General features: G+C 74.3%; 27 protein-coding genes and 1 pseudogene. 10 read left to right on the forward strand and 18 right to left on the reverse strand.

Features of this window, described 5'->3' with window-relative positions:
- Positions 1–16: 16 nt before the first annotated feature.
- Positions 17–373, reverse strand: a complete 357-nt coding sequence (locus tag ABZW32_RS07685) for a YciI family protein (protein ID WP_356212616.1) — start codon at positions 371–373, stop codon at positions 17–19.
- 212 nt (positions 374–585) lie between these two features.
- On the opposite strand from ABZW32_RS07685, the gene ABZW32_RS07690 reads away from it, so the two are divergent.
- Positions 586–969 (forward strand): hypothetical protein, encoded by a 384-nt coding sequence (locus tag ABZW32_RS07690; RefSeq protein WP_356212619.1) that lies wholly within the window; start codon positions 586–588, stop codon positions 967–969.
- Positions 970–982: 13 nt separating this feature from the next.
- Here ABZW32_RS07690 and ABZW32_RS07695 read toward each other — a convergent pair whose 3' ends face one another.
- The 5 genes from ABZW32_RS07695 to ABZW32_RS07715 all read right to left on the reverse strand — a co-directional run bounded on the left by ABZW32_RS07695 (position 983) and on the right by ABZW32_RS07715 (position 5,563).
- Entirely contained in the window at positions 983–1,753 is a 771-nt protein-coding gene (locus tag ABZW32_RS07695) for a hypothetical protein (RefSeq protein WP_356212622.1), read from the reverse strand.
- Positions 1,737–2,966 carry a hypothetical protein gene (locus ABZW32_RS07700; RefSeq protein WP_356212625.1) on the reverse strand — a complete coding sequence of 410 codons (1,230 nt, stop codon included), beginning with the start codon at positions 2,964–2,966 and terminating at the stop codon, positions 1,737–1,739. The genes ABZW32_RS07695 and ABZW32_RS07700 overlap by 17 nt, the downstream gene beginning before the upstream one ends.
- Positions 2,967–3,319: 353 nt before the next feature.
- The gene (locus tag ABZW32_RS07705) at positions 3,320–3,589 is read right to left on the reverse strand and encodes a hypothetical protein (RefSeq protein ID WP_356212628.1); all 270 of its coding nucleotides are present in this window, start codon (positions 3,587–3,589) and stop codon (positions 3,320–3,322) included.
- Positions 3,590–3,692: 103 nt separating this feature from the next.
- The gene (locus ABZW32_RS07710; RefSeq protein WP_356212630.1) at positions 3,693–4,928 is read right to left on the reverse strand and encodes a Dyp-type peroxidase; all 1,236 of its coding nucleotides are present in this window, start codon (positions 4,926–4,928) and stop codon (positions 3,693–3,695) included.
- Positions 4,925–5,563, reverse strand: a complete 639-nt coding sequence (locus ABZW32_RS07715; protein WP_356212633.1) for a molybdopterin-dependent oxidoreductase — start codon at positions 5,561–5,563, stop codon at positions 4,925–4,927. The genes ABZW32_RS07710 and ABZW32_RS07715 overlap by 4 nt, the downstream gene beginning before the upstream one ends.
- A gap of 233 nt (positions 5,564–5,796) precedes the next feature.
- On the opposite strand from ABZW32_RS07715, the gene ABZW32_RS07720 reads away from it, so the two are divergent.
- From ABZW32_RS07720 to ABZW32_RS07730, 3 genes are all read left to right on the forward strand, one after another.
- On the forward strand, positions 5,797–6,135 hold the full coding sequence (locus ABZW32_RS07720; RefSeq protein WP_356212636.1) for a thioredoxin domain-containing protein: 339 nt from the start codon (positions 5,797–5,799) through the stop codon (positions 6,133–6,135).
- A gap of 143 nt (positions 6,136–6,278) precedes the next feature.
- Entirely contained in the window at positions 6,279–7,466 is a 1,188-nt protein-coding gene (locus ABZW32_RS07725) for a cytochrome P450 (protein WP_356212639.1), read from the forward strand.
- A 5-nt stretch (positions 7,467–7,471) separates the two neighbouring features.
- On the forward strand, positions 7,472–7,666 hold the full coding sequence (locus ABZW32_RS07730) for a ferredoxin (RefSeq protein WP_356212695.1): 195 nt from the start codon (positions 7,472–7,474) through the stop codon (positions 7,664–7,666).
- A 78-nt stretch (positions 7,667–7,744) separates the two neighbouring features.
- Here the strand turns inward: ABZW32_RS07730 and ABZW32_RS07735 are convergent, their stop codons facing one another.
- Together ABZW32_RS07735 and ABZW32_RS07740 are read right to left on the reverse strand one after the other, a co-directional pair.
- On the reverse strand, positions 7,745–7,948 hold the full coding sequence (locus ABZW32_RS07735; protein WP_266836731.1) for a cold-shock protein: 204 nt from the start codon (positions 7,946–7,948) through the stop codon (positions 7,745–7,747).
- Positions 7,949–8,062: 114 nt separating this feature from the next.
- A complete protein-coding gene (locus tag ABZW32_RS07740) occupies positions 8,063–8,431 on the reverse strand; it encodes an HGxxPAAW family protein (protein WP_356212642.1) in 369 nt (122 codons plus the stop codon).
- Positions 8,432–8,522: 91 nt separating this feature from the next.
- Between ABZW32_RS07740 and ABZW32_RS07745 the strand changes: the two genes are divergently transcribed.
- Together ABZW32_RS07745 and ABZW32_RS07750 are read left to right on the forward strand one after the other, a co-directional pair.
- Positions 8,523–9,017, forward strand: coding sequence for a MarR family transcriptional regulator (locus ABZW32_RS07745; RefSeq protein ID WP_356212645.1), 495 nt, complete (start codon positions 8,523–8,525; stop codon positions 9,015–9,017).
- Positions 9,018–9,318: 301 nt separating this feature from the next.
- Positions 9,319–10,701, forward strand: a complete 1,383-nt coding sequence (locus tag ABZW32_RS07750; RefSeq protein ID WP_266841435.1) for a DEAD/DEAH box helicase — start codon at positions 9,319–9,321, stop codon at positions 10,699–10,701.
- A 59-nt stretch (positions 10,702–10,760) separates the two neighbouring features.
- Here the strand turns inward: ABZW32_RS07750 and ABZW32_RS07755 are convergent, their stop codons facing one another.
- The 4 genes from ABZW32_RS07755 to ABZW32_RS07770 form a co-directional block, all read right to left on the reverse strand.
- The gene (locus tag ABZW32_RS07755) at positions 10,761–11,687 is read right to left on the reverse strand and encodes a class I SAM-dependent methyltransferase (RefSeq protein WP_356212648.1); all 927 of its coding nucleotides are present in this window, start codon (positions 11,685–11,687) and stop codon (positions 10,761–10,763) included.
- A gap of 142 nt (positions 11,688–11,829) precedes the next feature.
- Positions 11,830–12,756 carry a TIGR04222 domain-containing membrane protein gene (locus ABZW32_RS07760; protein ID WP_356212651.1) on the reverse strand — a complete coding sequence of 309 codons (927 nt, stop codon included), beginning with the start codon at positions 12,754–12,756 and terminating at the stop codon, positions 11,830–11,832.
- 76 nt (positions 12,757–12,832) lie between these two features.
- Positions 12,833–13,435 carry a hypothetical protein gene (locus ABZW32_RS07765; RefSeq protein WP_356212654.1) on the reverse strand — a complete coding sequence of 201 codons (603 nt, stop codon included), beginning with the start codon at positions 13,433–13,435 and terminating at the stop codon, positions 12,833–12,835.
- A 132-nt stretch (positions 13,436–13,567) separates the two neighbouring features.
- Positions 13,568–14,302: an SDR family oxidoreductase gene (locus tag ABZW32_RS07770; RefSeq protein WP_356212657.1), complete on the reverse strand. Its 735-nt coding sequence runs from the start codon at positions 14,300–14,302 to the stop codon at positions 13,568–13,570.
- Between the two features lie 141 nt (positions 14,303–14,443).
- On the opposite strand from ABZW32_RS07770, the gene ABZW32_RS07775 reads away from it, so the two are divergent.
- Positions 14,444–14,776 (forward strand): hypothetical protein, encoded by a 333-nt coding sequence (locus tag ABZW32_RS07775; protein ID WP_356212660.1) that lies wholly within the window; start codon positions 14,444–14,446, stop codon positions 14,774–14,776.
- Positions 14,777–14,791: 15 nt separating this feature from the next.
- Here ABZW32_RS07775 and ABZW32_RS07780 read toward each other — a convergent pair whose 3' ends face one another.
- Genes ABZW32_RS07780 through ABZW32_RS07795 form a run of 4 tightly spaced genes read right to left on the reverse strand, consistent with a single transcriptional unit; the run spans position 14,792 to position 18,556 of the window.
- A complete protein-coding gene (locus ABZW32_RS07780; protein ID WP_356212663.1) occupies positions 14,792–16,036 on the reverse strand; it encodes an FtsX-like permease family protein in 1,245 nt (414 codons plus the stop codon).
- Complete coding sequence (locus tag ABZW32_RS07785; RefSeq protein ID WP_356212666.1) at positions 16,033–16,761, reverse strand: ABC transporter ATP-binding protein; 729 nt, start codon at positions 16,759–16,761, stop codon at positions 16,033–16,035. The genes ABZW32_RS07780 and ABZW32_RS07785 overlap by 4 nt, the downstream gene beginning before the upstream one ends.
- Positions 16,762–16,790: 29 nt before the next feature.
- Positions 16,791–18,026, reverse strand: coding sequence for a peptidoglycan-binding protein (locus ABZW32_RS07790; RefSeq protein WP_356212669.1), 1,236 nt, complete (start codon positions 18,024–18,026; stop codon positions 16,791–16,793).
- Complete coding sequence (locus ABZW32_RS07795) at positions 18,023–18,556, reverse strand: hypothetical protein (RefSeq protein WP_356212672.1); 534 nt, start codon at positions 18,554–18,556, stop codon at positions 18,023–18,025. The genes ABZW32_RS07790 and ABZW32_RS07795 overlap by 4 nt, the downstream gene beginning before the upstream one ends.
- Positions 18,557–18,786: 230 nt before the next feature.
- Between ABZW32_RS07795 and ABZW32_RS07800 the strand changes: the two genes are divergently transcribed.
- Positions 18,787–19,446, forward strand: coding sequence for a response regulator transcription factor (locus tag ABZW32_RS07800; protein ID WP_356212675.1), 660 nt, complete (start codon positions 18,787–18,789; stop codon positions 19,444–19,446).
- Positions 19,443–20,681: an ATP-binding protein gene (locus ABZW32_RS07805; RefSeq protein WP_356212678.1), complete on the forward strand. Its 1,239-nt coding sequence runs from the start codon at positions 19,443–19,445 to the stop codon at positions 20,679–20,681. The genes ABZW32_RS07800 and ABZW32_RS07805 overlap by 4 nt, the downstream gene beginning before the upstream one ends.
- Before the next feature lie 52 nt (positions 20,682–20,733).
- Here the strand turns inward: ABZW32_RS07805 and ABZW32_RS07810 are convergent, their stop codons facing one another.
- Together ABZW32_RS07810 and ABZW32_RS07815 are read right to left on the reverse strand one after the other, a co-directional pair.
- Positions 20,734–21,252 carry an SRPBCC family protein gene (locus ABZW32_RS07810; protein WP_356212681.1) on the reverse strand — a complete coding sequence of 173 codons (519 nt, stop codon included), beginning with the start codon at positions 21,250–21,252 and terminating at the stop codon, positions 20,734–20,736.
- Between the two features lie 51 nt (positions 21,253–21,303).
- On the reverse strand, positions 21,304–22,311 hold the full coding sequence (locus tag ABZW32_RS07815; protein WP_356212684.1) for an NUDIX domain-containing protein: 1,008 nt from the start codon (positions 22,309–22,311) through the stop codon (positions 21,304–21,306).
- A gap of 368 nt (positions 22,312–22,679) precedes the next feature.
- Here ABZW32_RS07815 and ABZW32_RS07820 point away from each other — a divergent pair.
- Positions 22,680–22,902 (forward strand): annotated as a pseudogene (locus ABZW32_RS07820) (hypothetical protein); the annotation flags it as partial.

Genomic DNA, 22,902 nt, shown 5'->3' on the forward strand with positions numbered 1-22,902 from the left:
GGGCGGGCGCGGAGCGTCACATCTCCTGGATCTGGCGGAGTTCGGCGCCGACGTGCCAGCTGGTGGGGTGGATCGACAGGAACCGCTTGGTCCATTCCAGTGCCTCGGCCTTGTCCTTGCACTGGAGGAGGGCGTAGCCGCCGACGACCTCCTTGGTCTCGGTGAAGGGCCCGTCGGTGAAGCTGAGCTTCCCCCCGGACCAGTCGACCCGGGTGCCCTCGGAGGTGGGGAGCAGCCCGGCGGTGTCGAGCATGACCCCGGCCTTGGTGATCTCCTCCAGCAGGGCGCCCATCCGCTCCTCGAAGTCCGCGGGGAAGCCGTCGGTGGGCAGGTTCTGCTCGTCGATGCGGATCAGGCTCAGGAAACGCGGCATGGTGACTCCTCGGTCGGGAGGGCGGGGACGTTCCCCGCCTCTCACCCCTGCGTCGAACGGGAGGCGCCCGGATCGACAGCTCCGGGGAAAATTCTTCGGAGAATCCCGGAGGGCGGCCACCCGACGGCCACCGGGAGGACGGCCGGACCCGTATCCACCGGGGCTACCGCTGAGTAGGATCGGGGCCCCAGGCCCCTGCGAGAGGATCCCCGATGCCCCGCACCCCCTCCTCGCCGCTCCTGCTCGCCGGCCTCCTGGCCGGTGCGGCGGTGGCCCACGCGGCCCTGCCGAAGCAGTTCGACGCGGTCGTGCCCCGGGCCCTGCCGGGGACCCCGCGCCAGTGGACGTACGCGAGCGGTGCGGCCGAGCTGGTGCTGGCCGCCGGGGTCGCCCATCCGCGCACCCGCCGGGTGGCGGCGCTGGCGACGGCGGCGTTCTTCGTCGGCGTGTTCCCGGCGAACGTGAAGATGGCCGCGGACGCCCGCCGCCGCTCGCCGGCCCTGCGGGCGGTGGCCGTCGCCCGGCTCCCGCTCCAAGTCCCCCTGGTGCTGTGGGCGCGGAGCGTGAGCCGCTCGGGCCGGGACGGTTCCGTGTGAGCCGCCCTCCAGGTCAGACGGGCGGCATCAGATCGCTCTCGCTGACGGTGTAGGTCAGCGGGGGGTAGACGAAGTCCGTCTCGTGGTTCTCGCGTCGCCGGAGCCGGTAGAACTCGCGCCGCTGCTCGTCGTCGGCCGGTGTGAGGCGCTCTCCCCGCGGCAGGTGGGCGTGTCCGTCGCGGAACCGGACGAACGTCTTTGACGTGCGGAACGTGACGCCCAGCCATGGGTCGTCCTCCGCCCGGACGGGCGCGTCCGCCACGATCTTGTGCCTGAGCCGCCGGTTCGTGTCGACGGAGAACACGACGACACTCGTGTGGGCGAGGGGGATCTCGAACTTCTCGCCGTCGGACCCCTTCGATTCGAAGATCAGCTTCCTCGGTGGGCTCGTTTCGGGATGTCGGTAGCAGGAGAAGACGGCGATGAACGACCCGTCGGCAAGATCGAGGGCCTGGTCGCAGTGGCTGCCCATGGTCCGGTAGGCGTTCGTGTAGTTCTCGATGAGGGCGTTGTTGAAGCCGACCGGAAGCGCCGCACGCTCTTGGATCCGTCGCGCCAGCCGTTCGTGCACCGCCCGGAAACGCTGCGCCGGACTGCCGTACCGGGTGGTGGTTCGTACGAGGGGCACACCGTCCGTCTCGTCGATCCTGGTGAGCGTGGCGCCCCGCCGGCCCTTTCCCAGGTCTTCCCAGCGAGCCGACGCGGACAGCTCCTCGAAGGGGTTCTCCCCGGTCGGCACGGCGCACGAGAGGATCTCGTCCGAGATCCTAGAGCCGGGGGGCAACGTAATCTCCCGTGTTCATGCTGAAGAAGAACGCGTCGCCGTAGTCGATGGAGGACGAGGTCCTGTTCTCCTCGGCGTACAGCCTGCGCAGCTCGTCCATGCCCGCCGGCGTGGGCGGCCCCAGCCGCACCGGGTCTCCGGCCCTTTTGAGGAACGTGTGGCCGTTCTTGTGTACGGCTTCGGTGCTCGAACAGCGCACCACGTACCCCAGGCGGGTCGGGAGCAGTTCCGCGTCCAGCCCCGCGGGTCTGATCTCGTGCGTGTACAGGCGGTTGACGGACAGCGGCATGAAGAACACCGAGCCGGGATACAGGGTCAGCGCGAACTGCGTGGGGAGCGCGGCCCCGTCGCGTGCCTCCAGCGGCTCCTTGAGGCGAAAGTGGAGTCTGGTCAGCCCGCTGGCACCCTTGACTCCGTGGTCGAAGGCGTCGTCGGCCAGGGGCCGCAGCCCGTCGAGCCGGTCGTAGAAGGTGCAGAAGGCCATGATGCCGTTGACGGGCATGTCCTTCGTCTTGTCCGCGTGGGCCGAGATCCTGGCCTTGGACTGCTTGCGCCCGGCCGTCGCGAGGGTGTTGTGGTAGATCTGGGCGAGGACGTGATTCAGCGGTGCCTGGTTCCGGAAGACGGTGGCGGCCTCGCGGTTCAGGGCCTCGACGATGCTCGTGTCGGTCGGGCCGAACCCCTCGGTCGGCCCCGAGAGGTTGGTGGAACACCGGAGCAGACGGAAATGCAGTTCGTCACCGTCGCGCGTGACGGGCGTCAGATAGATTCCGCTGCGACGGGCCGTTCCGGGCTTGGTGGACTCCGTCAGGGACTGGAACTCGTGCTCGTCACGGATCCGTCCGAAGTGATCGGCACCGGGGTCGAAGAAGCGGCGGTAGTACACGCCGGCACCGTGCACACGGAGGGGAACCCGGCCGAGGCCGACGGCCGTCCACGGCGCGTCCGCGTCCCCGCGGTAGCCGCGTGACAGCTCCCGGATGACGAACACCCGCGTCGCCGCACGCAGTTGGCGGCCACTGATCCCGGATACGTCGCCACACAGGTAGACGGTCTTCCGCGCGAGGTCGGGCGAACCGCAGGCGAGGTCCTCCGGCGTGATCGTGGACCCGAAGAATTCCCTGACCACGTCATCGCCGTGCAACGTCGAAGGCGCGACCAGGATGTTGTCCGCATCCTCGATACGGGCTTCCGCCGGCTCTGCCGCATCCATCGATCCGTACCCGCCCTTCACACTGGGCCCCCTCCCCGTCCATCACGTCCACGGATCCGGGTGGATCGCCCGAAACCGTGGACATGGCAACGGCCCGCACTCTTTCGCTCGCGTTGCGATGCGCGGACGAAGGGAGACGGACCGTTGAACCTCGATGATCTCACGGGGCTTGACGGCGGGCAACGGGTTCTGCTGTACGGGGGCGGTGCCCGGAGCCGCTCGGCGAGGCCGCGGGGGCTGCCGTCGATCCGTCCGCGTCCGGCGCATCCGGACGGTGGGCCGTGGCGGAAGAGACGTGCAGGGCTCCCGGTCACACGTCGGCGGATCGGGGGCCCGTCCGCGTGCCCCGCGCCCTACCGGCTGTCGCCCGACCAGTCCCAGTGGTCCGGGTCGCCGGGCCGGCGGCGGTAGTGGGTCCGCCCGCCCGGCCCGTAGCGCCCTATCTCGGTGGGCAGCCGGGCCTCCTCGGCCAGCCGGCGCGCGCTCCAGCCGGTGACGTCGAGGAGCAGCCCGTCGAGGGGGCCGCCGACGAGTTCGCCGTAACGGTGGCCCGGTCGCGGGCCCGGGTCGGGGTCGTCGTGGTCGCCGCCGTAGACCCGGCGCCGCAGCATCCTGTCGTCCATGGGGACAGCTTCACAGGCGGCACTGACATCGATGCCGGTGCTCGGGTTCCGGCGGTCGCGGCTCGGGCCCCGACTGACGCCGCCCCGCGCGGAGCGGACCGGTTCAGCCTTCCAGCAGCGACTGCCCGACCCACTCCCCCGGCATGGCCCCGCGCGGCGCGACGAACAGGGCGGACGCCTCGTGGACGACGTAGCGGGCGAGCGCGTCGCCCCGCGCGAGCCGGTGCTGGACGGGGACGAAGCCGGTGCGCGGGTCGGACTGCCAGGCCACGAAGAGCATCCCGGCGTCGGGGGCCCCGTCGGGGCGCGGGCCGTCGTAGTAGGACCAGCCGCGCCGCAGCATCGTCGCGCCGGAGTTGCCCTTCGGCGCGGCCAGCCGGACGTGGGCGTTGGCGGCGATGACGGGGACGCCGTCGGGGCGGGCGGCCTCCAGGTCCACCGGGGTGTGCTCGGTGCCGCCGGTCAGCGGCGCCCCGTCGGCCACGCGCCGCCCGACGGCCTCCTCGCGGTGGTGCTCGGGCAGGCCCTCCCAGTGGTCGAGGAGCATCCGGATCCGGCGGACGACGACGTACGAGCCGCCGCGCAGCCAGCCGGGCGTGTCCGGGGTCTCGACGAGGATCCGGCCCCGCAGGGCCGGGTCGCCGGCCGGGGCCGGATTGGCGGTGCCGTCGAGCTGGCCCATGAGGTTGCGGTGGGTCGCGCCCGCGCTTCCGACGCCGGGCGGCCCGGTGAAGCCGGCCATCTCCCAGCGGGTGGCCGCCACGCCCCGGGCCGACCGCTGGAGGGCGCGCAGCGCGTGGACGGCGGCGAACGGGTCGTCGGCGCCGACCTGTACGAACAGGTCGCCGTCGCTGCGGGCCGGGTCCAGCCGGTCGTCGGGGAACGCGGGCAGCGGCGCGAGCGCCCCGGGGCGGGCCGGACCCAGCCCGACGCGCTCGAAGAATCCGGCCCCGAAGCCGAAGGTGACGGTCAGCGAGGCGGGTCCGCCGCCGAGGGCGACCCCGGTGTCGGCGGCGGTGTCGCCGGGTGCTTTCCCCCGGCTCATCCGCTCGGCCGCCGCGGTCCAGGCGCGCAGCAGGGCGGCGGCTCGCGCCCGGTCGGCGCCGGGGGCCAGGTCCAGGGCGGCGAGGCGGGCGCAGGGCTGGCGCGGGGTCAGGATCCCGGCCTGGTGGGGGCCGTGGAAGGGGACCGGGGCGGGCGGGGCAAGCGGGCCGGCGGGTGCGCGTACGGCCGGGTCACCCGCCGCCAGGGCCGCGCCGCCCGCCGCGAGGGCGGCCAGTCCCCCGGCACCGAGCAGGGCCCGGCGCCGCAGGGACCGGTCCCGGGGGCCGGGCGTCACTTCGCCCCGTCGACCAGCGGGTCGACCACCCCGACCCACAGCCCGTTCAGCTCGGAGACGTACCGGCCGCCCTTGGTGTCCTGCGGCACGACGAGCCGGGGCCCGGCCGCGTCGTCGAAGGCCACACCGTCCTCGGAGACCGCGAGGAGCACCTGGCTCCTGGCGAAGGCGGGGTCGATCTCGGCCCAGGCGAAGACGGCGCGGTAGTCGCCGCCGCCGGTGGCGGACACGAACCCGCGCAGAGCGCCGTTCTTCTTGTTCTGGTCGAAGCGCGGCTCGGCCCGCTTGAGGACCTCGTTCAGCGGGACGCCCTGGTAGGCGTGCTCCTGTTCCCCCTTGGCGCTGGTGAACTTCACCGAGGCCGAGGTCTGCGGCAGCCCGCGCAGGTCGGCGAGGGTGAGGGTGTACGGCTTGCCGACCTCGCCGGCCACGCGCACCTCACCGGGCGCGAGGGGCTTCGCGGAGACCGCCGCGGACGGCGGGGCGGAGGAGCCCGCCGGGGCGGAGGCCGCCGGCGCCGCTTTCGCGTCCGGCGTCCCGCCGTCGCCCTGACCGCATCCCGCGAGCAGCAGCGCGCCCGCCGCGAGGGCGGCCGCGGCCACCGCCGCTCTGCCCCGAGTGGCTCGCTCCGTCATGCCAGATCCCTCCCGACCCACTGGCCCCCGTACGCATATGCCGGGAAATCCAGCCCTCTTCGCCGTGAATGCCGTGCGAAACCTACAGGAGAAGCCGCAGGTGCAATATGGTGCGGCGGCCACTCTGGAGCATCCACCGGGAGGCCCCGTCCCGCCGGGCTCCGGCGTCCGCGCGCCTTGTCGGAACCACTAGGCTGGCGGTCACGGCGGACGAGCGAGCGAGGAGCACACCCATGGCCCGTCGGGTACACCGGCCACTGGAGGACGAGGAGTTCGACTTCGTCGTCGGCATGGCGGAGGGCCCGGTCCTCGTCTGCTTCACCGGCACCTGGCCGAAGGCCGTCGAGGCCTGCCGGGTGATGGACGGCCTCCTCGCGGAAGTGGCGCAGGAGTACGGGAGCCGCCTGACCGCCGTCCGCGCCGACATCACCCGCTGCCCGGGGCCGGTGCTCCGGTACGGGGTGACCGGCGCCCCCACCGTCGTCCTGCTGCGGTCCGGGGCAGCGGTGGCCGCGCACGCCGGTCCGCTGACGGGGGACGAGTTCCGGACGTTCCTCGACACCCACCTCTGAGCCGACGGCCCCGGCGGGGCCGGGGACGCGCGCCCGGGTGAACCCGGGCAGGCTGACCGAAAGCAGCATAGGTAAGATAGGTGCCTCAGGCATGTAATGGAGTCCGGCGAGACGGAACCATCGCTTGCGAGGTGTTGCTTTCCATGTCCGATGCCGTTGCCTTCCCCCAGAACCGGACCTGCCCCTACCACCCGCCGGCCGCCTACGAGCCCCTCCGGGAGGCGCGCCCCCTCTCCCGGGTCACCCTCTTCGACGGCCGCTCCGTGTGGGTGGTCACCGGCCACGCGCAGGCGCGCGCCCTGCTCTCCGATCCGCGCCTGTCCGCGGACCGCACCAAGGAGTCCTTCCCCACGCCCACCCGGCGGTTCAAGGGGCTGCAGAACCGGCGCACCGCCCTGATCGGGGTGGACGATCCGGAGCACAACGCGCAGCGCCGGATGCTGATCCCGAGCTTCTCGGTCAAGCGCACGGCGGCCCTGCGGCCCAGGATCCAGGAGACCGTGGACCGGCTGATCGACGCGATGGTGGCGGCCGGGCCGCGTGCCGAGCTGGTCGGCGCCTTCGCCCTGCCGGTGCCCTCCATGGTGATCTGCGCGCTGCTCGGCGTGCCCTACGAGGACCACGAGTTCTTCGAAGCCCAGTCGCGCAGGCTGCTGCGCGGCCCGGAGCTCTCCGACGTCGAGGAGGCCCGCCACGAGCTGGAGACCTACCTGGAGGCGCTGATCCGGCGCAAGCGCACCGATCCGGGCGACGGGCTGCTGGACGAACTCGTCGCCGACCGCCTGGAGACCGGCGAGACCGACATCGAGGAACTGGTCTCCCTGGCCGCGATCCTGCTGATCGCGGGCCACGAGACCACCGCGAACATGATCTCGCTCGGCACCTTCACCCTGCTGCGCCATCCGGAGCAGCTGGCCGAGCTGCGGGCCGATCCCTCGCTGATGTCGGAGGCGGTGGAGGAGCTGATGCGCTTCCTGTCCATCGCCGACGGCATGCTGCGGGTCGCCACCGAGGAGATCCGGGTCGGCGGGGTCACCATCCGGCCGGACGACGGGGTCGTCTTCTCCACCTCCGTCATCAACCGCGACGACGCGGTGTTCCCGGAGCCGGACGCCCTCGACTGGCACCGGCCGGCCCGGCACCACCTGGCCTTCGGCTTCGGCATCCACCAGTGCCTCGGTCAGAACCTGGCCCGCGCGGAGATGGAGATCGCACTGGGGACCCTGTTCCGGCGCCTGCCGGGCCTGCGGCTGGCGGCCGAGCCGGACCTGATCCCGTTCAAGCCCGGGGACACCATCCAGGGCATGGTCGAACTCCCCGTGGCCTGGTGAGCGCCGTGCGGATCTCGGTCGACCAGGACCGCTGCATCGGCGCCGGCCAGTGCGCGCTGACCGCGCCCCAGGTGTTCACCCAGGACGACGACGGGTTCGGCGAGGTGCTGCCGGGACGGGAGGACGGACACGGCAGCGCCCTCGTGCGGGAGGCCGCGCGGGCCTGCCCCGTCTCGGCGATCACCGTGGAAGAGGACTGACGGACCGGCCACCGCGCGGGAGCCCCCGCCGGAAATCCGGCGGGGGCTCCCCTCACGGGCTGGGCTCGTGAAGCGGTGTCAGAGCGTGACCACCCGTTCGGCCTGGGGGCCTTTGGGGCCCTGGGTGACGTCGTACTCGACCTTCGCGCCTTCGGCCAGCTCCTTGAAGCCGGTCGTCTGGATGGCGGAGAAGTGCACGAACACGTCGGGGCCGCCGTCGTCCTGCTGGATGAAGCCGAACCCCTTCTCCGAGTTGAACCACTTCACGATGCCTGTTGCCATCTGGCTGATCCTTCTCAACGTTCCGCTCGGGCCGCACGTGCGGCCGTCTCGATACTGCCCACCCGTCACGCCGGCCACACTCCGGGCGCGGCCATCCGGGGGTGCGCCGGACGGTCACTCGCCGCGATCGGCGGCGGGCGACGACGCCGCGGATCGCGGGGCGAGGGCCGTCCCGGCGGCCCGCCGCGGCCCGCCGGCCCGGCAGCCCAGGCAGTCCGCGTGCCCCGTGCGGGCGGCGGAGTCCCGGACGCGCCAGTCCCACTCGGCCTCCGGGCGGGGCCCGCTGGGCTTGCCCCAGCCGGCCAGGTGGAGGAGCCAGGTGACCGGCCCGGCCACCAGGACCACGCCGAGGCCCAGCCAGACACCGGGGGCCCAGCCGGCGCAGACCGCGATTCCGGCCCCGGTGGTGCCCAGCAGGGCCAGGGCGGTGCCGGTCCAGCCGGCCACGGTGTGGCCGAGGTCGACGTGTCCGTGCGCGCTCATGACTTCTCCCCGGAGGATGGGACGGCGATAGGCTCGGAGCAGGCTCTTTTATCTCACGAGCTAAGTAACTTAGATACTAAGGAGTGTGTGGGTGCACGGCAAGACCCGCCCCCCGGTCGCGGCCGGGGAGGCCCTCGCGCGCATGGACCGGTTCGTGGCCCTCGGGCTCATCGGGCAGCAGGAGATGGCGCAGCGGCTCGGCCTGAACGTCACCGATCTGACCTGCCTGGGCCACATCCTGGGGGCCGCCGACGCCCCGCTCTCCGCCGGCGACCTGGCCGAACTGACCAACCTGACCACCGGCGCCGTCACCGGGGTGCTCAACCGCCTGGAGCGCGCCGGCTACGCGCACCGCCGCCCGGACCCGGCCGACCGGCGCCGCGTCCGGGTGGTGGCCGATCCGGCGGCGACCGCGCGGGTCGTCGCCGTGTACGAGCCCTTCTACGCGCGGCTCGGCAGGGTGTTCGCCGAGTACACCCCCGACGAGATCGCCGTCATCGCCGACTGGTTCGAGCGGGCGGCGCAGCAGCTGCGGGCCCATCACGACGAGGTCTGCGGCGACGCACCCGGCCCCGCGGCGCCGTAGGTCCCGACTGGTAAAATGGGCGGGAAACTTCAGGCGCGGGGCGCTTTGGCCCGATGCGGACACGTACGACGAGCCGGGGCCGTACCGAGGGGTACGGGCCCGGCTCGTCGCCGTTCACGGCCGCGTCCGCACTCCGCGCCCGTCCCCTCCCGCTCCTCTCCACGGAAGGTTCTGCATGAAGAACCCGTCAGCTCATGGGCGTTTCGGCATCAAGGCCGGAGCGAAGGCAGGCTCCAAGCCGGGAGCCAAGCACGGCGGCGGCAAGACGCCCCGGACCCTCGGTCCGCAGGGCGAGTTCGCCATGCCCCGCACGGGTACCCCGGCCCTGCCCCCGGTGGCCTCGTTCGACGAACTCGGCCTGCCCCCTGAGCTGGTGACCACCCTGGCCGAGCAGGAGGTGCGCGAGCCGTTCCCGATCCAGGCGGCGACCCTGCCCAACTCCCTCACGGGCCGTGACATCCTCGGCCGCGGCCGTACCGGCTCCGGCAAGACCCTCGCCTTCGGCCTGGCGCTGCTGGCCCGTACGGCGGGACAGCAGGCGGACCCGAAGCGGCCGCTCGCCCTGGTCCTCGTACCGACGCGCGAGCTGGCTCAGCAGGTCACCGAGGCGCTGGACCCGTACGCGCGGGCGCTGAAGCTGCGCATGGCCACCGTCGTCGGCGGGCTCTCGATCGGCCGCCAGTCGGGCGCGCTGCGCACCGGCGTGGAGGTCGTCGTCGCCACCCCCGGGCGCCTCAGCGACCTGGTCGGACGGCGTGACGTGCACCTGGAGCGGGTGCGGATCACGGTGCTGGACGAGGCCGACCAGATGTGCGACATGGGGTTCATGCCCCAGGTCACCGAGATCCTGGACCAGGTCCACCACGCCGGGCAGCGGATGCTGTTCTCCGCCACCCTGGACCGCAACGTCGACCAGCTGGTGCGCCGCTACCTCAAGGATCCGGTCTCGCACTCGGTGGACCCGCAGTCGGCCTCGGTCGGCACGATGGACCACCACGTGCTGCACATCCACGCGGCGGACAAGGTCTCGGCAGCGACCGAGATCGCCGCGCGCGAGGGGCGGGTGCTGATGTTCCTGGACACCAAGCACGGCGTCGACCAGTTCGTGAAGCACCTGCGGGCCATGGGAGTACGGGCAGAGGGGCTGCACAGCGGCAAGTCCCAGCCCCAGCGCACCCGGACCCTGGGGCAGTTCAAGGACGGTCTGGTCACGGTCCTGGTCGCCACCAACGTGGCCGCCCGCGGCATCCACATCGACGACCTCGACCTCGTGGTCAACGTGGACCCGCCGGCCGACAGCAAGGATTACCTGCACCGCGGCGGCCGGACCGCGCGGGCCGGCGAGTCCGGCAAGGTGGTCACCCTGATCACGCCCAACCAGCGGCGTGACATCACCCGGCTGATGGCCGACGCCAAGATCCGGCCCACCATCACCCAGGTGCGGTCCGGCGAGGCGGCGCTGAGCCGGATCACCGGCGCGAAGGCTCCCTCCGGCGTCCCGCTGGCAGGGGCCGCGCCGACCGACGCCAAGGGCCGGCCGAGCGGCACGGACCTCGGGTTCCGCGGGATCGGCACCCGCCCGGGCCGGCCCGGCAAGGGCAAGGAGTCCCGCAAGACCATCGAGGCGCGCCAGGCGGCCGAGGCCCGCCGCGCGGCCCGGGTCCGCAAGGGCCTGACGCCCTGACCGTACGGCGACGGCCCCCACCCCGGCGGGGTGGGGGCCGTCGCCGTACCGCTTCGGGCTCAGCCCCGGCGGCGCCGTCGCCGGGCCACGATGGCTCGGGTGAGCAGCGGCGGGAGCAGGTCCTTGGCCAGCCGGCGCCAGCGGACCGGCGTCGCCGGTGCCGGCCGCGGGGCGGCGGCCGGGGCCGCGACGGGCGGGCGCAGCGGCTTCGGCGCGGGCGGCGCCACCACTCCCTCGTCGCCTATGCGCACCAGCGGGTGCCCGGCCACCACGTCCACGCCGTGCCACAGGTCCGTGCGGCCCTCCAGCCAGGCCAGCAGCGCCGACTGGTGGGGCACGGGGTCGCCCCAGGTCGCGTAGAGCTTCGAGGCGGAGACCGCGATCACGCGCAGTCCCTCGCCGGCCACCGCCGCCCAGACCGCGGCGGCGACGCCGGGGCAGTGGGCGGCGCGGTAGTCGTCGAAGACCACGACGGCGTCGGGGGTGGCGACCAGGCGCGAGGAGGCGATGTCCTGGACCACGTGCTCGTGCAGGTGGGAGGCGTCGACGTGGACGAAACGGCAGCTGCCGGGGCGCACCCGGTCCGCGACCACCGAGGTCGGGGCCTGGATGACGGTCGGCAGGGACGGGTGGAAGGCCAGGTAGTTCGTCTCGAACCCACGGCGCGTGAGGGTGGGGTAGGAGTCCCGCATCTCCGCCAGGTTGAAGTCGTCGGGCGCGGGCGTGTCGAAGAGGTCGCAGACCGTGAACTCCTCGCCCTCCCGCAGGTATCCGGCGAGGAAGATCGCGCTCTTGCCCAGGAACGCACCCAGTTCGAGGATGTCGCCCGACGCTTCGGGGGTGTCGTTCTGGCGGTTCAGGAACCAGTCGAAGAGCGTCTGGTCATAGGCCGAGAACCAGCCCTTGACCTCGCTGAACGCACGGGGCTCGGGCGGCGCGGGCTCGGCGTCGGGGGTGGTGACGGGAGCCTGTGAAACGTGCTGCACGGAGAGTCATCCTCCAGCGGAATGGCATCGGTCCAACGCTGTTACCCGGCCAGGTAAGCCGAAGATAAACCCCCGAACGGCGGATGGCGAGCTTTTCGGTACTACGCCTTCCGCTCCCCCCGGCCGTGGAACCGTGCGGACCTCACAGACCTCCCCCGCATCCTCCGCACCCCGCGCAGCCGCCACCGCAGCCCACGCCCCCGAGCGCCGGCGGGTCCGAGACCGTGGGGGCGGAGGTCTCCCGCGAGGGGGCCGGGGTGGTTTTCGGGCGGACGGGCGGGGGCGGGCCCTCCAGGGCCGTGGCCAGCTCCGCGAGCCGCCCGCCGGGAGTCACGCCCCGCAGGGCCGCGGCCGCGACGGTCGCCCGGATCCGGGTGGGCAGCTGGACGGACCGGGCCGGGCGCGGCTCCCAGGCGTCGTCGGCCAGGGTCGCGCGGTAGAGGGCGCGACCCGTCCGCGTGCCGTGCCCCAGGGCGTACCGGCGGGGGCGCCGGACGCGCGCCACCGCCCAGGCGCCGAGCAGGAGCGCGAAGGCGACGAGCGGCCACAGCGGGCCGTCCCCGGCGAGGACGGACCAGACGACGGCCCCGGCGCCCGCGCAGCCCGCCGCCACCGCCGCGACCGCTTCGAGGACCTCGGCCCGATGGACCCGCCAGGCGTACGCCTCGTCCACGGCCAGGCCCTGCGCGACCAGCCGGGCGACGACCCGGCCGACGGCGGGCGAGGCCGTGACCGCCGACCGGACCGCCCGGGCGCCGCGCGCGGGCCGGTTGCCGGGCGCCGCGAAGACCGCGGCCTCCACCTCCTCGCGGGGCCGCCCCGCGGGCGACACCCCGTAGGTGCCGACCACCGGGAGCCGGCCGTTGGCGTGGAGCACCGCCATCGCGGTCTCGGCGACGGCACGCCGGCCGTCGCGCAGGTAGGCCACCTCGTAGACCGTCAGGGGTTCCCCGGCCCGGCGGGGTGTGCGGACCGGCGGGGAGGCCATCCGCCGGAAGGCCCGGATCCGCCAGGCGCAGGCCGCCCCCAGCAGCAGGACGGACGGAACGAACAGGATGAACCGCCACATGTGTGCCCCCCGGCGCCGGCTGCCTGAGGGTGAGTGTGAGGCCGGGTACGGGCTGCGGCAACACCCCGTACGGGTGCTATGCCGCGCTTCTGCGCAGGCGCTGGGCCGCCGTGTTGCGCACGCGACGGGTGCGTGCGGAAGCGGCGAGGAGGGTCAGGGCCTCCCGGGAGGCGAGGGAGCGGGCAGCCGTGTGCTGGCACCAGTCGGAGGCGGCCGCGAGTTCGGCGGGGTTCCAGTCGGAGCCCGCCTCGATCGCCTTGAGCAGGGTCCACTCGCGCAGCCTGCGGGCCGGGAAGGCATGGCCGTCGAGGACGGGGTACAGGGCGCGGGCCCAGTCGGGGAACTCCGTGCCGGGCAGCAGCCTCTGCGCGCGGCGGTCGAGGTGGGTGACGACCGCGCTCTCGGCCATCACGGGGTCGGGGTCGCGCAGGACGGCCGCGACCGCTTCGGCCTCCCCCGGTCCTCCCGCCCGGGGCCCTCCCGCCCCGGCGGCGACGGCGGCCAGCCGGTCGAGGTGCCGGGTGTAGCGCCACCGCCCGGGGACGGCCGCGTCCCGGGAAGCCTCCCCGGGATCGGCCGCGGGGCGGCGGGGGGCCGGCCCGGTGCCGGCGGGCGCTGTGGCCGGGTACGCCGGACCGCCTCCCGGCGGCCGGCTCGTCTGGTGATCGCGTATCCCCATGCCTCCCATTCCACACGACCGGTGTGAACGGGGGGCGCCCAGGGGTACCCTCCGCGCCGGAAGCCCCGCGGCCCCCGGGGTCCGGGGGCTCCCGGCGCGGGGCGGGCGGCGCGGGGCGGGCGGCCCGCGGGCTCAGACCTGCTCGAAGTGGAACGCCTTGATGAAGCAGTCCCGGGGCTGTCCGACGGCGAAGAAGACGCAGTCCACCAGCGACTGGGCGGTCAGCGGGTCCTTCGCCGTGCGCGGGGCGTCTTCCCAGGCCTCCGACAGCGGATCGTGGTTGTCGAAGTCCGGCGGGTAGAGGGAGATCACCCGGACGCCCCGGTCGCGGAGCCGGCGGGAGAGGGTCTCGGTGAACCCGGCCTGGGCGCTCTTGGCCGCGTAGAAGGAGTCGTGGGCGTCCGAGCGGTGGTTCCCCCGCTCCCCGCAGCCGGAGACCATGGTCACGATGTCCGGCACGTCCGACTTCAGGAGCAGCGGGAGGAAGGCCTTCGTCGCCAGGACGGTGCCGGTGGCTCCGGAGGCGAGGGTCTCCACCACGTCCTCGTCGGAGGCGGACAGCAGGTCCGTGCCGTGCTGGTAGCGGGATCCGTTGTTGACCAGGACGTCCACGTGGCCCGCGCGGGCGGCGACCGCGGCCGCGAAGCCCCGCACGGACGCGGGGTCCGTCAGGTCGCAGGCGTACGCGTGCACGCGGTCGGCGTCGTGGCCCTGGGCGAGGATCTCCTCGCGGACCCGCTCCGCGGCTTCGGGGGTGCGGGCGGAGAGGTGGACCTCGGCGCCCCGCGCGGCGAAGCGCAGGGCCAGGGTCCGCCCGAAGTCCCGTCCCGCCGCGGTGATGACGACGCGGTGGTGTTCAAATGCCATTGTCGGCGCTCCGATCAGGGGTTGGATTCCATGATCGCAGCCGCCCTTCGGAGGCTCTGGCCCCGTCTGACCGAAAACGCGCGCCGATGGCCCCTCCCGCCCGGGCGCCCGATGCCGCCGGGCGTCGGGTTGAATGGCTCCATGGGCGCAGGACGCGGGACGAAGAGGAAACGACCCCCCTTCGGCGTACCGAGGGAGGTCATCCTGCTGGCGACGCAGGACGCGTGGCGCTACACGTTCGTCGCCGACGGCGCGGGCGGCGGGTGCGGGAAGGTCGCCATGCCGTCCGACGCGGCCGTCGAGGACGTACAGGCGGCGCTGTTCACCACCTTGGCGGACCTCACCCGCACCCTCCACGGTGTCGACATCGATGTCGCGTGGTCCTCCCCGACGCCCGGTTCGTGGACCGGGCGGATCCGGCACGTCACGGTGGCGGAGCCGGCTCGGGCCGACGGGGCGGGCGGGGGCGGCTGACCGCCGCCCTCCCCGTCAGGCCGAGCGGAGGGCGTCCGTCGGGGAGGCGCGGGCCGCGCGGGCGGCGGGGTGGATGCCGGCGAGGGCGGCCACCAGGACGGAGACCAGGGGGCCGGCGGCGAGCGTGTACAGCGGGATCGAGGGCGGCCAGCCCTGCGCGAACGCGTACGCGTAGACGGTGAGGGCTCCCCCGGCCAGTCCCGCGAGCCCACCGACCAGCCCCATGAGCACGGCCTCCAGCAGGAACTGCGCGGCGATCTGCCCGCCCCTGGCACCCAGTGCCCGGCGCAGCCCGATCTCGCCGCGGCGCTCCATCACTCCCACCACCATGGTGTTGGCGATGCCGACGCCGCCGACGAGCAGGGCGACCGCGGCCAGTGCGAGGACCAGGCCGGTCATGGCGCCCTTCGCCTCGTTGCGCGCCGTCAGCAGGTCGGAGGGGCGGCTCACGGCGACCTTGCCGGGGGCCGCCGGGTTCGCGCTGGCCGCCGCCACGGCCTGGACGTCGGGCACCCGCTCCGGGTGGGAGCGCAGGTACACGGTGGCGGCGGTGCCGTCCGCGCCCAGGTGTGCGGTGGCCTGGGGCCAGCCCACCAGCGCGGCCGTACGGAGCTCCGGCGCCAGCTCGTTCGGCGCCAGGACGCCCGCGACGGCGTACGACTGGCCGCCCAGCCAGACCCGTTCACCGGGGGCGGTCACCCCCAGGCGCTGCGCGGCCTGGTCGCCGAGCACGGTGACGGGCAGGTTCTCCGAGGCCCGGTCCAGCCAGGTGCCGCCGACCAGCTCGGCGCGCAGTACGTCGAGGAGGTTCAGCCGGGCGGCCAGGACGCTGATGCTGCCCGTCTGCTCCTTGGGCACCAGGGAGTTGCGGTACACCTCGGCCTTGGTCGACCCGGTCGCGGTGACCTGCTCCACCGGGGCGATGTTCGCGAGCATCCGCTCGGCCGTCGGCGGCAGCGGCACGAGCCGCTGGTCGGTGTCCTTGCCGGGCGAGACGGTGATCAGATTGGAGCCGAGCTGGTCGAGGCGGGCCAGCAGGTGCGCCTGGTTGGACGAGGAGATCCCGGTCACGGCGATGACGGCGGCGATGCCCAGGCAGATGCCCAGCGCGGACAGCCCGGAGCGGAGCCTGCGCGTGCGCGGCCCGAGCATGCCCAGGCGGAGCAGGTCCGCCGGCCGCAGCCGGGTGCGGCCGGGGAGAGCGGGAACGGCGGCGGGCGCGGGGGTCCCGGGAGGGGCGGCCGGTGGTGGCATGGTCATAGGGAGGCTCCACGAGGATCGGGGGCGGTGCCCGGGCGGCGTTCGTCGAACGCGACGCGCCCGTCCTGGATGCCGACGCGCCGCGGGAAGGAGGCGGCGAGCTCCCGGTCGTGGGTGATCACGACGACCGTGGTGCCGTTCGCGTTCAGTGCCCGCAGCAGCTCCACGACGGCCGCGCCCGAGGCGCTGTCCAGCGCGCCGGTCGGTTCGTCCGCCAGCAGCAGCGCGGGGCGCCCGACCAGGGCGCGGGCGATGGCCACGCGCTGCTTCTCGCCGCCCGAGAGCTGTTCGGGACGGTGGCCCAGCCGGTGCCCCAGGCCCACCTCGCGCAGGGCCCCGACGGCGGCTTCGCGCCGCCGGGCCGCGGGCACGCCCGCGTAGAGCAGCCCGGTGGCGACGTTCTCCACCGTGGTGAGGCCCGCCAGCAGGAAGAACTGCTGGAAGACGAAGCCGATCCGGTGCGCCCGCAGCGCGGCCAGCTCCCGGTCGTCGAGACCGGACAGCTCGCGCCCCTCGAAGCACAGCCGCCCGCCGGTCGGGCGGTCGAGCGAGCCCAGCAGGGCGAGCAGGGTGGACTTCCCGGACCCGGACGGCCCGACGACCGCGAGGAGTTCACCGGCGGCGACCGTGAGGTCGATGCCGTGCAGGATCCGCAGGGGCGGCGATCCCGGGTACTCCTTGATGACGCCCGTCAACTCCAGTACCGGACGCGCGGCCCTGGTCACGGGGGCTCCGCCCCCGGTCGGCCGGCGGGTCACTTGGGGACCACCACCTGGTCGCCGCTCTTGACGTCCCCGGTGATCTGGGCCCTGGCGTCCGCCACCAGTCCCAGCCTGACCGGGACCAGCCGCGAACCCGAGCCCTCGACGACCTTGACCCCGTACCCGCCGCCGCTCAGGGCGAGCAGCGCGGTGACCGGGACGATGAGGGCGTCGGCGGCGGTGTCGCCGACGACGTTGACGGTGACGGGGGAAGGCCCGGCCTGCCGGACCCGGTCCTGGCCGTCCAGCACGATGGTGACGGTGGTCTTCTGCGGACCACCACCGCCGCCGCCCTCGCCGCCGCCCGCGCCGGGCCCGCCGTCCGGAGCGCCACCGCGGACCAGGGAACGGATGCGCCCGTCGACGGTGCCTCCCTCCGCAAGCTTCACCACGACCTTGCCGTCGGGTTTGAACCGGGACACCTGACTGTCGGAAGGCTGTACGACGGCGACGAGGTCGGTGCCGCTGACCGTCATGACCGTGGCCGTCGCGACGGCGGAGCCGAGCTGCGTGGCCAGCTTCTGCACCTGTACGGCGTCCCTGGGCAGCATCACCACGCTGCCGAGCGCGACCGCCCCGGTCTGTTGCACGCCCAGGGCCTTCTGCCAACGCTTGACGGCGGTGGCGGTGCCCTCCGTGAACTTGTCGTCCTCGGCCAGTGCGAGCCCGGCGGCGTGGCCGAGCCCGCGCAGGTTGGCCTTCAGCTGACGGACGTCGGGGCCGTCGGGGACACCCGGCTCCAGGGTGCGCCACAGGGGGCGCTTGCCCGTCATGAAGGTGACGGGGCGCCCGTCCACCTCGTAGAGCCGGGCCCCGGCCTTGATCACGTCACCGACGGCCGGAAGTGCCGTGAGGGTGCCGGAGCCGGCGCCGACGACGGGGGTGGGTGCGTCGTAGCCGAGACTTCCGGCGACCTGGATGCCGCTGGACAACGACCCCCGCTCCACCGCCACCGCGCCGTGCTCCGGTGCCTCCTGCCCGGCGGCGCCGCCCTGCTCCCAGGGGCGCACCGCGACCACGACGCCGGCCCCGCCGACCGCCACCGCGAGGACGAGCGGTACGACGATCCGGCGGCGGCGCCCGCGGCGACCGGGGGCGCCGCCGGTGGAGTCCGCGGTGCCGGTGGCGTCCGCGTTGCAGGTGGAGTCGGTGCCGCCGACATCGGCGTGCGCGGTGGCGGCGGTCGTGCGGGCGACCTGCGGTGTCTCGGCGGGGTGCTGCACGCTCACTCGCCGATCCGGTAGCCGGGCATGGGCAGCTTGCTGCAAGCGGGCTGTACCGCGTCCCACTTGGCCGGGTCGAAGGAGTTCGTCGGTATGACGACGGTGCCGGTCTTCGGGTCCGGGTCGGGGAGATCCGGATAGCCGTTCTTCCGGCCGCACGCGACCCAGGTACGCGCTTCCTCGACGAACTTCTCCTTCCCCTTCTCCATGGCCTGGCGGATTCCGGGCACCTTCTCGTCGCAGAGTCTGGAGGCCGTGTCGTACCCGGAGGCGGACGCGTCGCCATCGAGCCCGGTGGCGGGCAGGAAGATGTTGCCGTCCTTGTCCTGCTGGACGCTGTTCTGCCCCTGCCCGTGCATGCAGTTCACCCAGTCCCGCCGGACCGCGTTGTCGTCCTGCGGCTTGCCCGGGCCGGAGCCCGAGCCCTTGTCCCCGGCGACCCGGGGGGCGGAGGAACCCTCGGAACAACCGCTCGCCACCAGGGCGACGGCCACGACGACGGCCGCCAGGACGGCCCGTCCGGTCCGGTTCTGCATGTGCGTGCTCCCGACTGCTTCTCGACGACGACGATGACGATGGCTACGGCGTCGTCGCCGCCGTTGACGTTGACGTTGACGTCCAGCAGTTCTACGCAGCCGTCGGTGAGCCGGTGGTGAGCGTGCGCCTAACCCCCGGCTAACGCCCCCGAGGGCATGCTTGACCAGTGGGTTCGCCCGGCGGTGGCCGCCACCGGGCGGGGCGAGTGGAGAGCGGGACGGACGCGGCAATGCGGGTGCTCATCGTCGAGGACGAGACGGAACTGGCCGAGATGCTCGCCGACGGACTGCGCGCGGAGGGCATGCTCTGCGACCTCGCCCACGACGGCGCCCGCGCACTGGAGTTGACGGCCGCCGTCGACTACGACGTCCTGGTCCTCGACCGGGACCTGCCCCTGCTCAGCGGGGACGCCGTCTGCCGGGCGCTGAACACCGCCGGCCACCCGGCCCGGATCCTGATGCTCACCGCGGCCGGCACCCTGTCGGACCTGGTCGAGGGCCTCGGCCAGGGCGCCGACGACTACATGGCCAAGCCCTTCTCCTATCTGGAGCTGGTGGCCCGCCTGCGCGCACTGGGCCGCCGCGGCCCCGGGACCGCCGCCGGCGCCACCGTCCTGAGCCGCCACGGCATCAGCCTCGACACCGTACGAAGGACGGCCGAACGCGACGGCCGCCCGCTGAAACTGACGCCGCGGGAACTCGGCGTACTGGAACTGCTGCTCGCGGCGGACGGCGCCCCCCTCGCCACCGAGGAACTGCGCGACCGGCTGTGGGACGCCGCTCTGGACCCGGCCACCACCGCCGTCCGCGTCACCGTCCACTCCCTGCGCCGCAAACTGGGGGAACCCCCACTGATCAGCCACGACGCCGGCTTCGGATACCGGCTGTGAACCGTCGCCCCACCCGCCCGCCGCGCCGGGGCGCCGTCCCGTACCGGCTGCCCCTGCGCGTCCGGCTGACCCTGGTCACCACCGCGGTCTTCGGCGTCCTCGGCGCGGCGCTGCTCCTGCTCAACTGGCTGAGCTCGCGACAGCTCATCGAGCGCAACCGCCACCTCGTCCTGCCGGCGGCGGTGACGGAGCCGGCCACGCAGGCGCCCGTCGTCGGCCCGGAGCCCGTGGCGCCCGACACGTCGCAGCCCAGCCTGCCCACCACCCCCGCCGTCGAGGCCTTCGCGGACTTCCAGCACCGGGTCCTGTCGGAACTGCTGCTGCGCTCCTCGATCCTGCTGGCCGTCCTGACCGGGCTCGCCGCGCTGCTCGCCTGGTGGGCCACCCGCCGCTCCCTGCACCGTCTCACCCAGGTCACCGCCGCCGCCCGCCGGATCGGCGCGGGCAGCACCCTGGAGGAGCGGCTGGCCCTCACCGGGCCGCACGACGAGGTACGCGAACTCGGCGACACCTTCGACGCCATGCTCGACCGGCTTGACCGCAGTTTCGCCGCCCAGCGCCACTTCACCGCGCACGCCTCCCACGAACTGCGTACGCCCCTCACCGTCCAGCGGGCCGCCCTGGAGATCCCCCTGGCACAGGGCCGGGTCCCCGAGGAGCTACGGCCCGCCGTGCTCCGCGCCCTGGAGGCGGGTGCCCGCACGGAGCGCCTCATCGAAGCGCTGCTGACGCTGGCCCGGGGCGAGAGCGAGCAGCTCGCGATCCAGCCCGTGGACCTGGCGGAAACCGCCGTCGAGGCGGCCGGCGACCTCTCCGGGGAAGCCCGTGCGGCAGGAGTACGGATCACCGTGCGGGCGGAGTCCGCACCGGTCTCGGGCGACCCCTCGCTGCTGCGGCAGACCGCCCTGAATCTGCTGGCCAACGCCGTACGCCACAACCACCCCGGCGGCACCGCCACCATCACCACCGGAACGGCCACCGGCGCCGCCGGCCCCGCGTCCTTCGTCGAGGTCGCCAACACCGGACCCGTCCTCGACCCGGCTGAGGTCCCCGCCCTCTTCGAGCCCTTCCGCCGCGGCCCGCAGCACCGCGGCAAGGGCTCCGGACTGGGCCTGGCCGTGGTCCGCGCGATCACCCTCACCCACCGCGGCCGGGTCGGCGCGGTGCCCGGGCCCGGCGGCGGCCTCACGGTACGGGTCGAACTCCCCCGCCGCACCGAGCCGGAGGACCACTGAGCCGGCCGGGTGGCGGCCGGGCCACCGGAGCGCGGCCCCGGCGGCCCGGGGGTCACTGCCCGTACGACTCGTACCGGCCCGCCGCGTGCCCCGGTTCGGGCAGCGGGGCACCGGTCTCCAGCAGCGTCTTCAGGCTGGAGACGAGCATCGGCCAGGCCTGTGCGCACATGCCGATGAGGGTGCCGCCCGGGGTGAAACCCTCGTGGCGGACCGTCAGGCGGGCCAGGGCGTCACCGACCGGCTCGATCTCGTACGTCACCGTCGTGCGCGGCTCGGCCGCCAGCTCGGCGCGCAGCTCCTCGCCGATGCCGACGGAGGCGGCCCACTGGGTGCTGAAGGTGTGCCAGGTGTAGGAGAGCCTGCGGTCCGGGACGCACTCCAGGACCACCTGGGCGGGGTCGCTGGTGCGGGCGCCGCGCTCGACCCAGTCCATGGGCGAGCCCACCGCCCAGTCCGTCTCGAAGCTCGGGCCCCAGTAGCGGCGGGTGAGGGCCGGGTCGGTCAGGGCCTGCCAGACCCGGGCCGGATCGGCCTGGATGTAGAGGGTGTAGTCGATCACGCTGTCGTCCATGGCCCCATGCTGCGGGACCGGCCGCCGCCCGCGCGGGATTTGCCGGGGGCGTCACCAGCGCAGACCCTGTTCGGGCAGCTCCGTGGGCGGGGTGCGGGGCGGGGCCGGGAGGGCGAGGCGTACGCGGGCCGCGTGCACCGACGCGAGCTCCTCCCGGCCGGCCGGACCCCAGTCGCTGAGCTCGCGGACCTGCTCGGGGGTGGCCAGCAGCCGGGCGTACGCCGGGTCCGCGGCCGGGGCGAGGGCCGTGAGCCGGGCCGCCGTGCGGGCCGAGGCGCTCCCGTCGGCGTACCGGTGACCGAGCGCGAGCGCCCCGGCGGTGGGTTCCGCCGCCGGGCCCGGCAGGTGGGCGGCGCCGGTGGCGCGGGCGATGAGCAGGAGCACCCGGCCGTCGGGGGCGAACAGCCAGCCGGAGCGCTCCCGTACCGGCAGGTGCGCGGGGAGCGGGCCGGGGTGCCAGGTGCCGTGCTGCGGGGTGCGGCGGGTGCGCAGCACCCCGAGCCGGTCGAGGTCGGTGGGGTTGGTGGGGCGGCCGTCCTCCAGCAGGGCGGGCCCGGAGCCGTTGATCCGGGCCCGCAGCGCGGACAGGGCGCGCCGGGCGTCGCCCGGGTCCATCAGGGCGGGCAGGTCGGCGGGCTCGGCGAAGTCGATGCCGGTGATCTCCCGGTCGGGCAGCCGGACGGAGCGGATCCGGTCCGGGGTCCAGGTGCCGCCGTCGTAGACGTGCAGGATCTCGCCGGGGAAGCGCATCTCGGGCGGGAAGCCGGGGGTGTCGGCGGGGATCCAGTCGACGGCGAGCCCGCGCGGGTAGTGGCCGTCGACGCCGAGCTCCTCGCGCACCTCGCGGGCGGCGGCCGCCGCGGGCGACTCGCCGGCGTCCACCGCGCCGCCGGGCAGGAGCCGGTCGGAGCGGTAGTCGACGCTCTGGACGAGGATCCGCCCGTCGGGGTCGGTGACGAGGACGACCGCTCCGGTCCAGAGGGCGGCGCGCGAGGCCCCGTACTCCTCCGGGGTCATCCAGGTGCCCGCGCGCTCGGGGTCGTCGGTCAGCTGGGGCATGGGAACTCCGTTCACCGTGGGTGGACCCGCCGCGTGTGCAACAGCGGGCGCGGTCCCCGGGTTACGGCGGTGACACCGGGAGCGGGCTGATCCGCTTTACCCTCCCTATACCTCTTTATTACCGGGTTATGTCGATCTTGCTACTGTGCGCCGTGCGGGCCGTCGGGGTGAAAGCCGCTGGCCCGACCACGTAACCGGCCGGGAAGGCACGACATCCGTACGCCGCGCACCGCGTACGGAGAGCGCCGAGCGGCCCCCGGAGTGCGGTGGCCGGCCGCACGGCCCTCCGGGGGCGGTGCGAGGGCGGGGCTCACCCGTCCGTGTGAAGGAGCGCGCCCGGCGGCGTTCCGGTGCGGCAGGGTGGGCGGATGCGTTCGCGCCGGGCCCTGCCGGTCCCCCCTGCCCCGTCCGTCCCCCCGTCCGTCCGCCCGCCCCTGCCGCAGGCCGTTCCGCCGTCCGTGCCCCTGTCCGTGCCCCTGCTGCTCGCCGTGCTGGCGCTGACCGCCGGGTGCGTGACCGTACGGCCTCCGGAACCCGCCGGGGCGCCCCGGATCGCCGAGGCCGCCCGCAGCGCCCCGGCTCCGGAGCGCC

Origin of the sequence: Streptomyces sp. NPDC004667 (assembly GCF_040609475.1) — a bacterium.
In the GTDB taxonomy this organism is placed as follows: Bacteria; Actinomycetota; Actinomycetes; order Streptomycetales; family Streptomycetaceae; genus Streptomyces.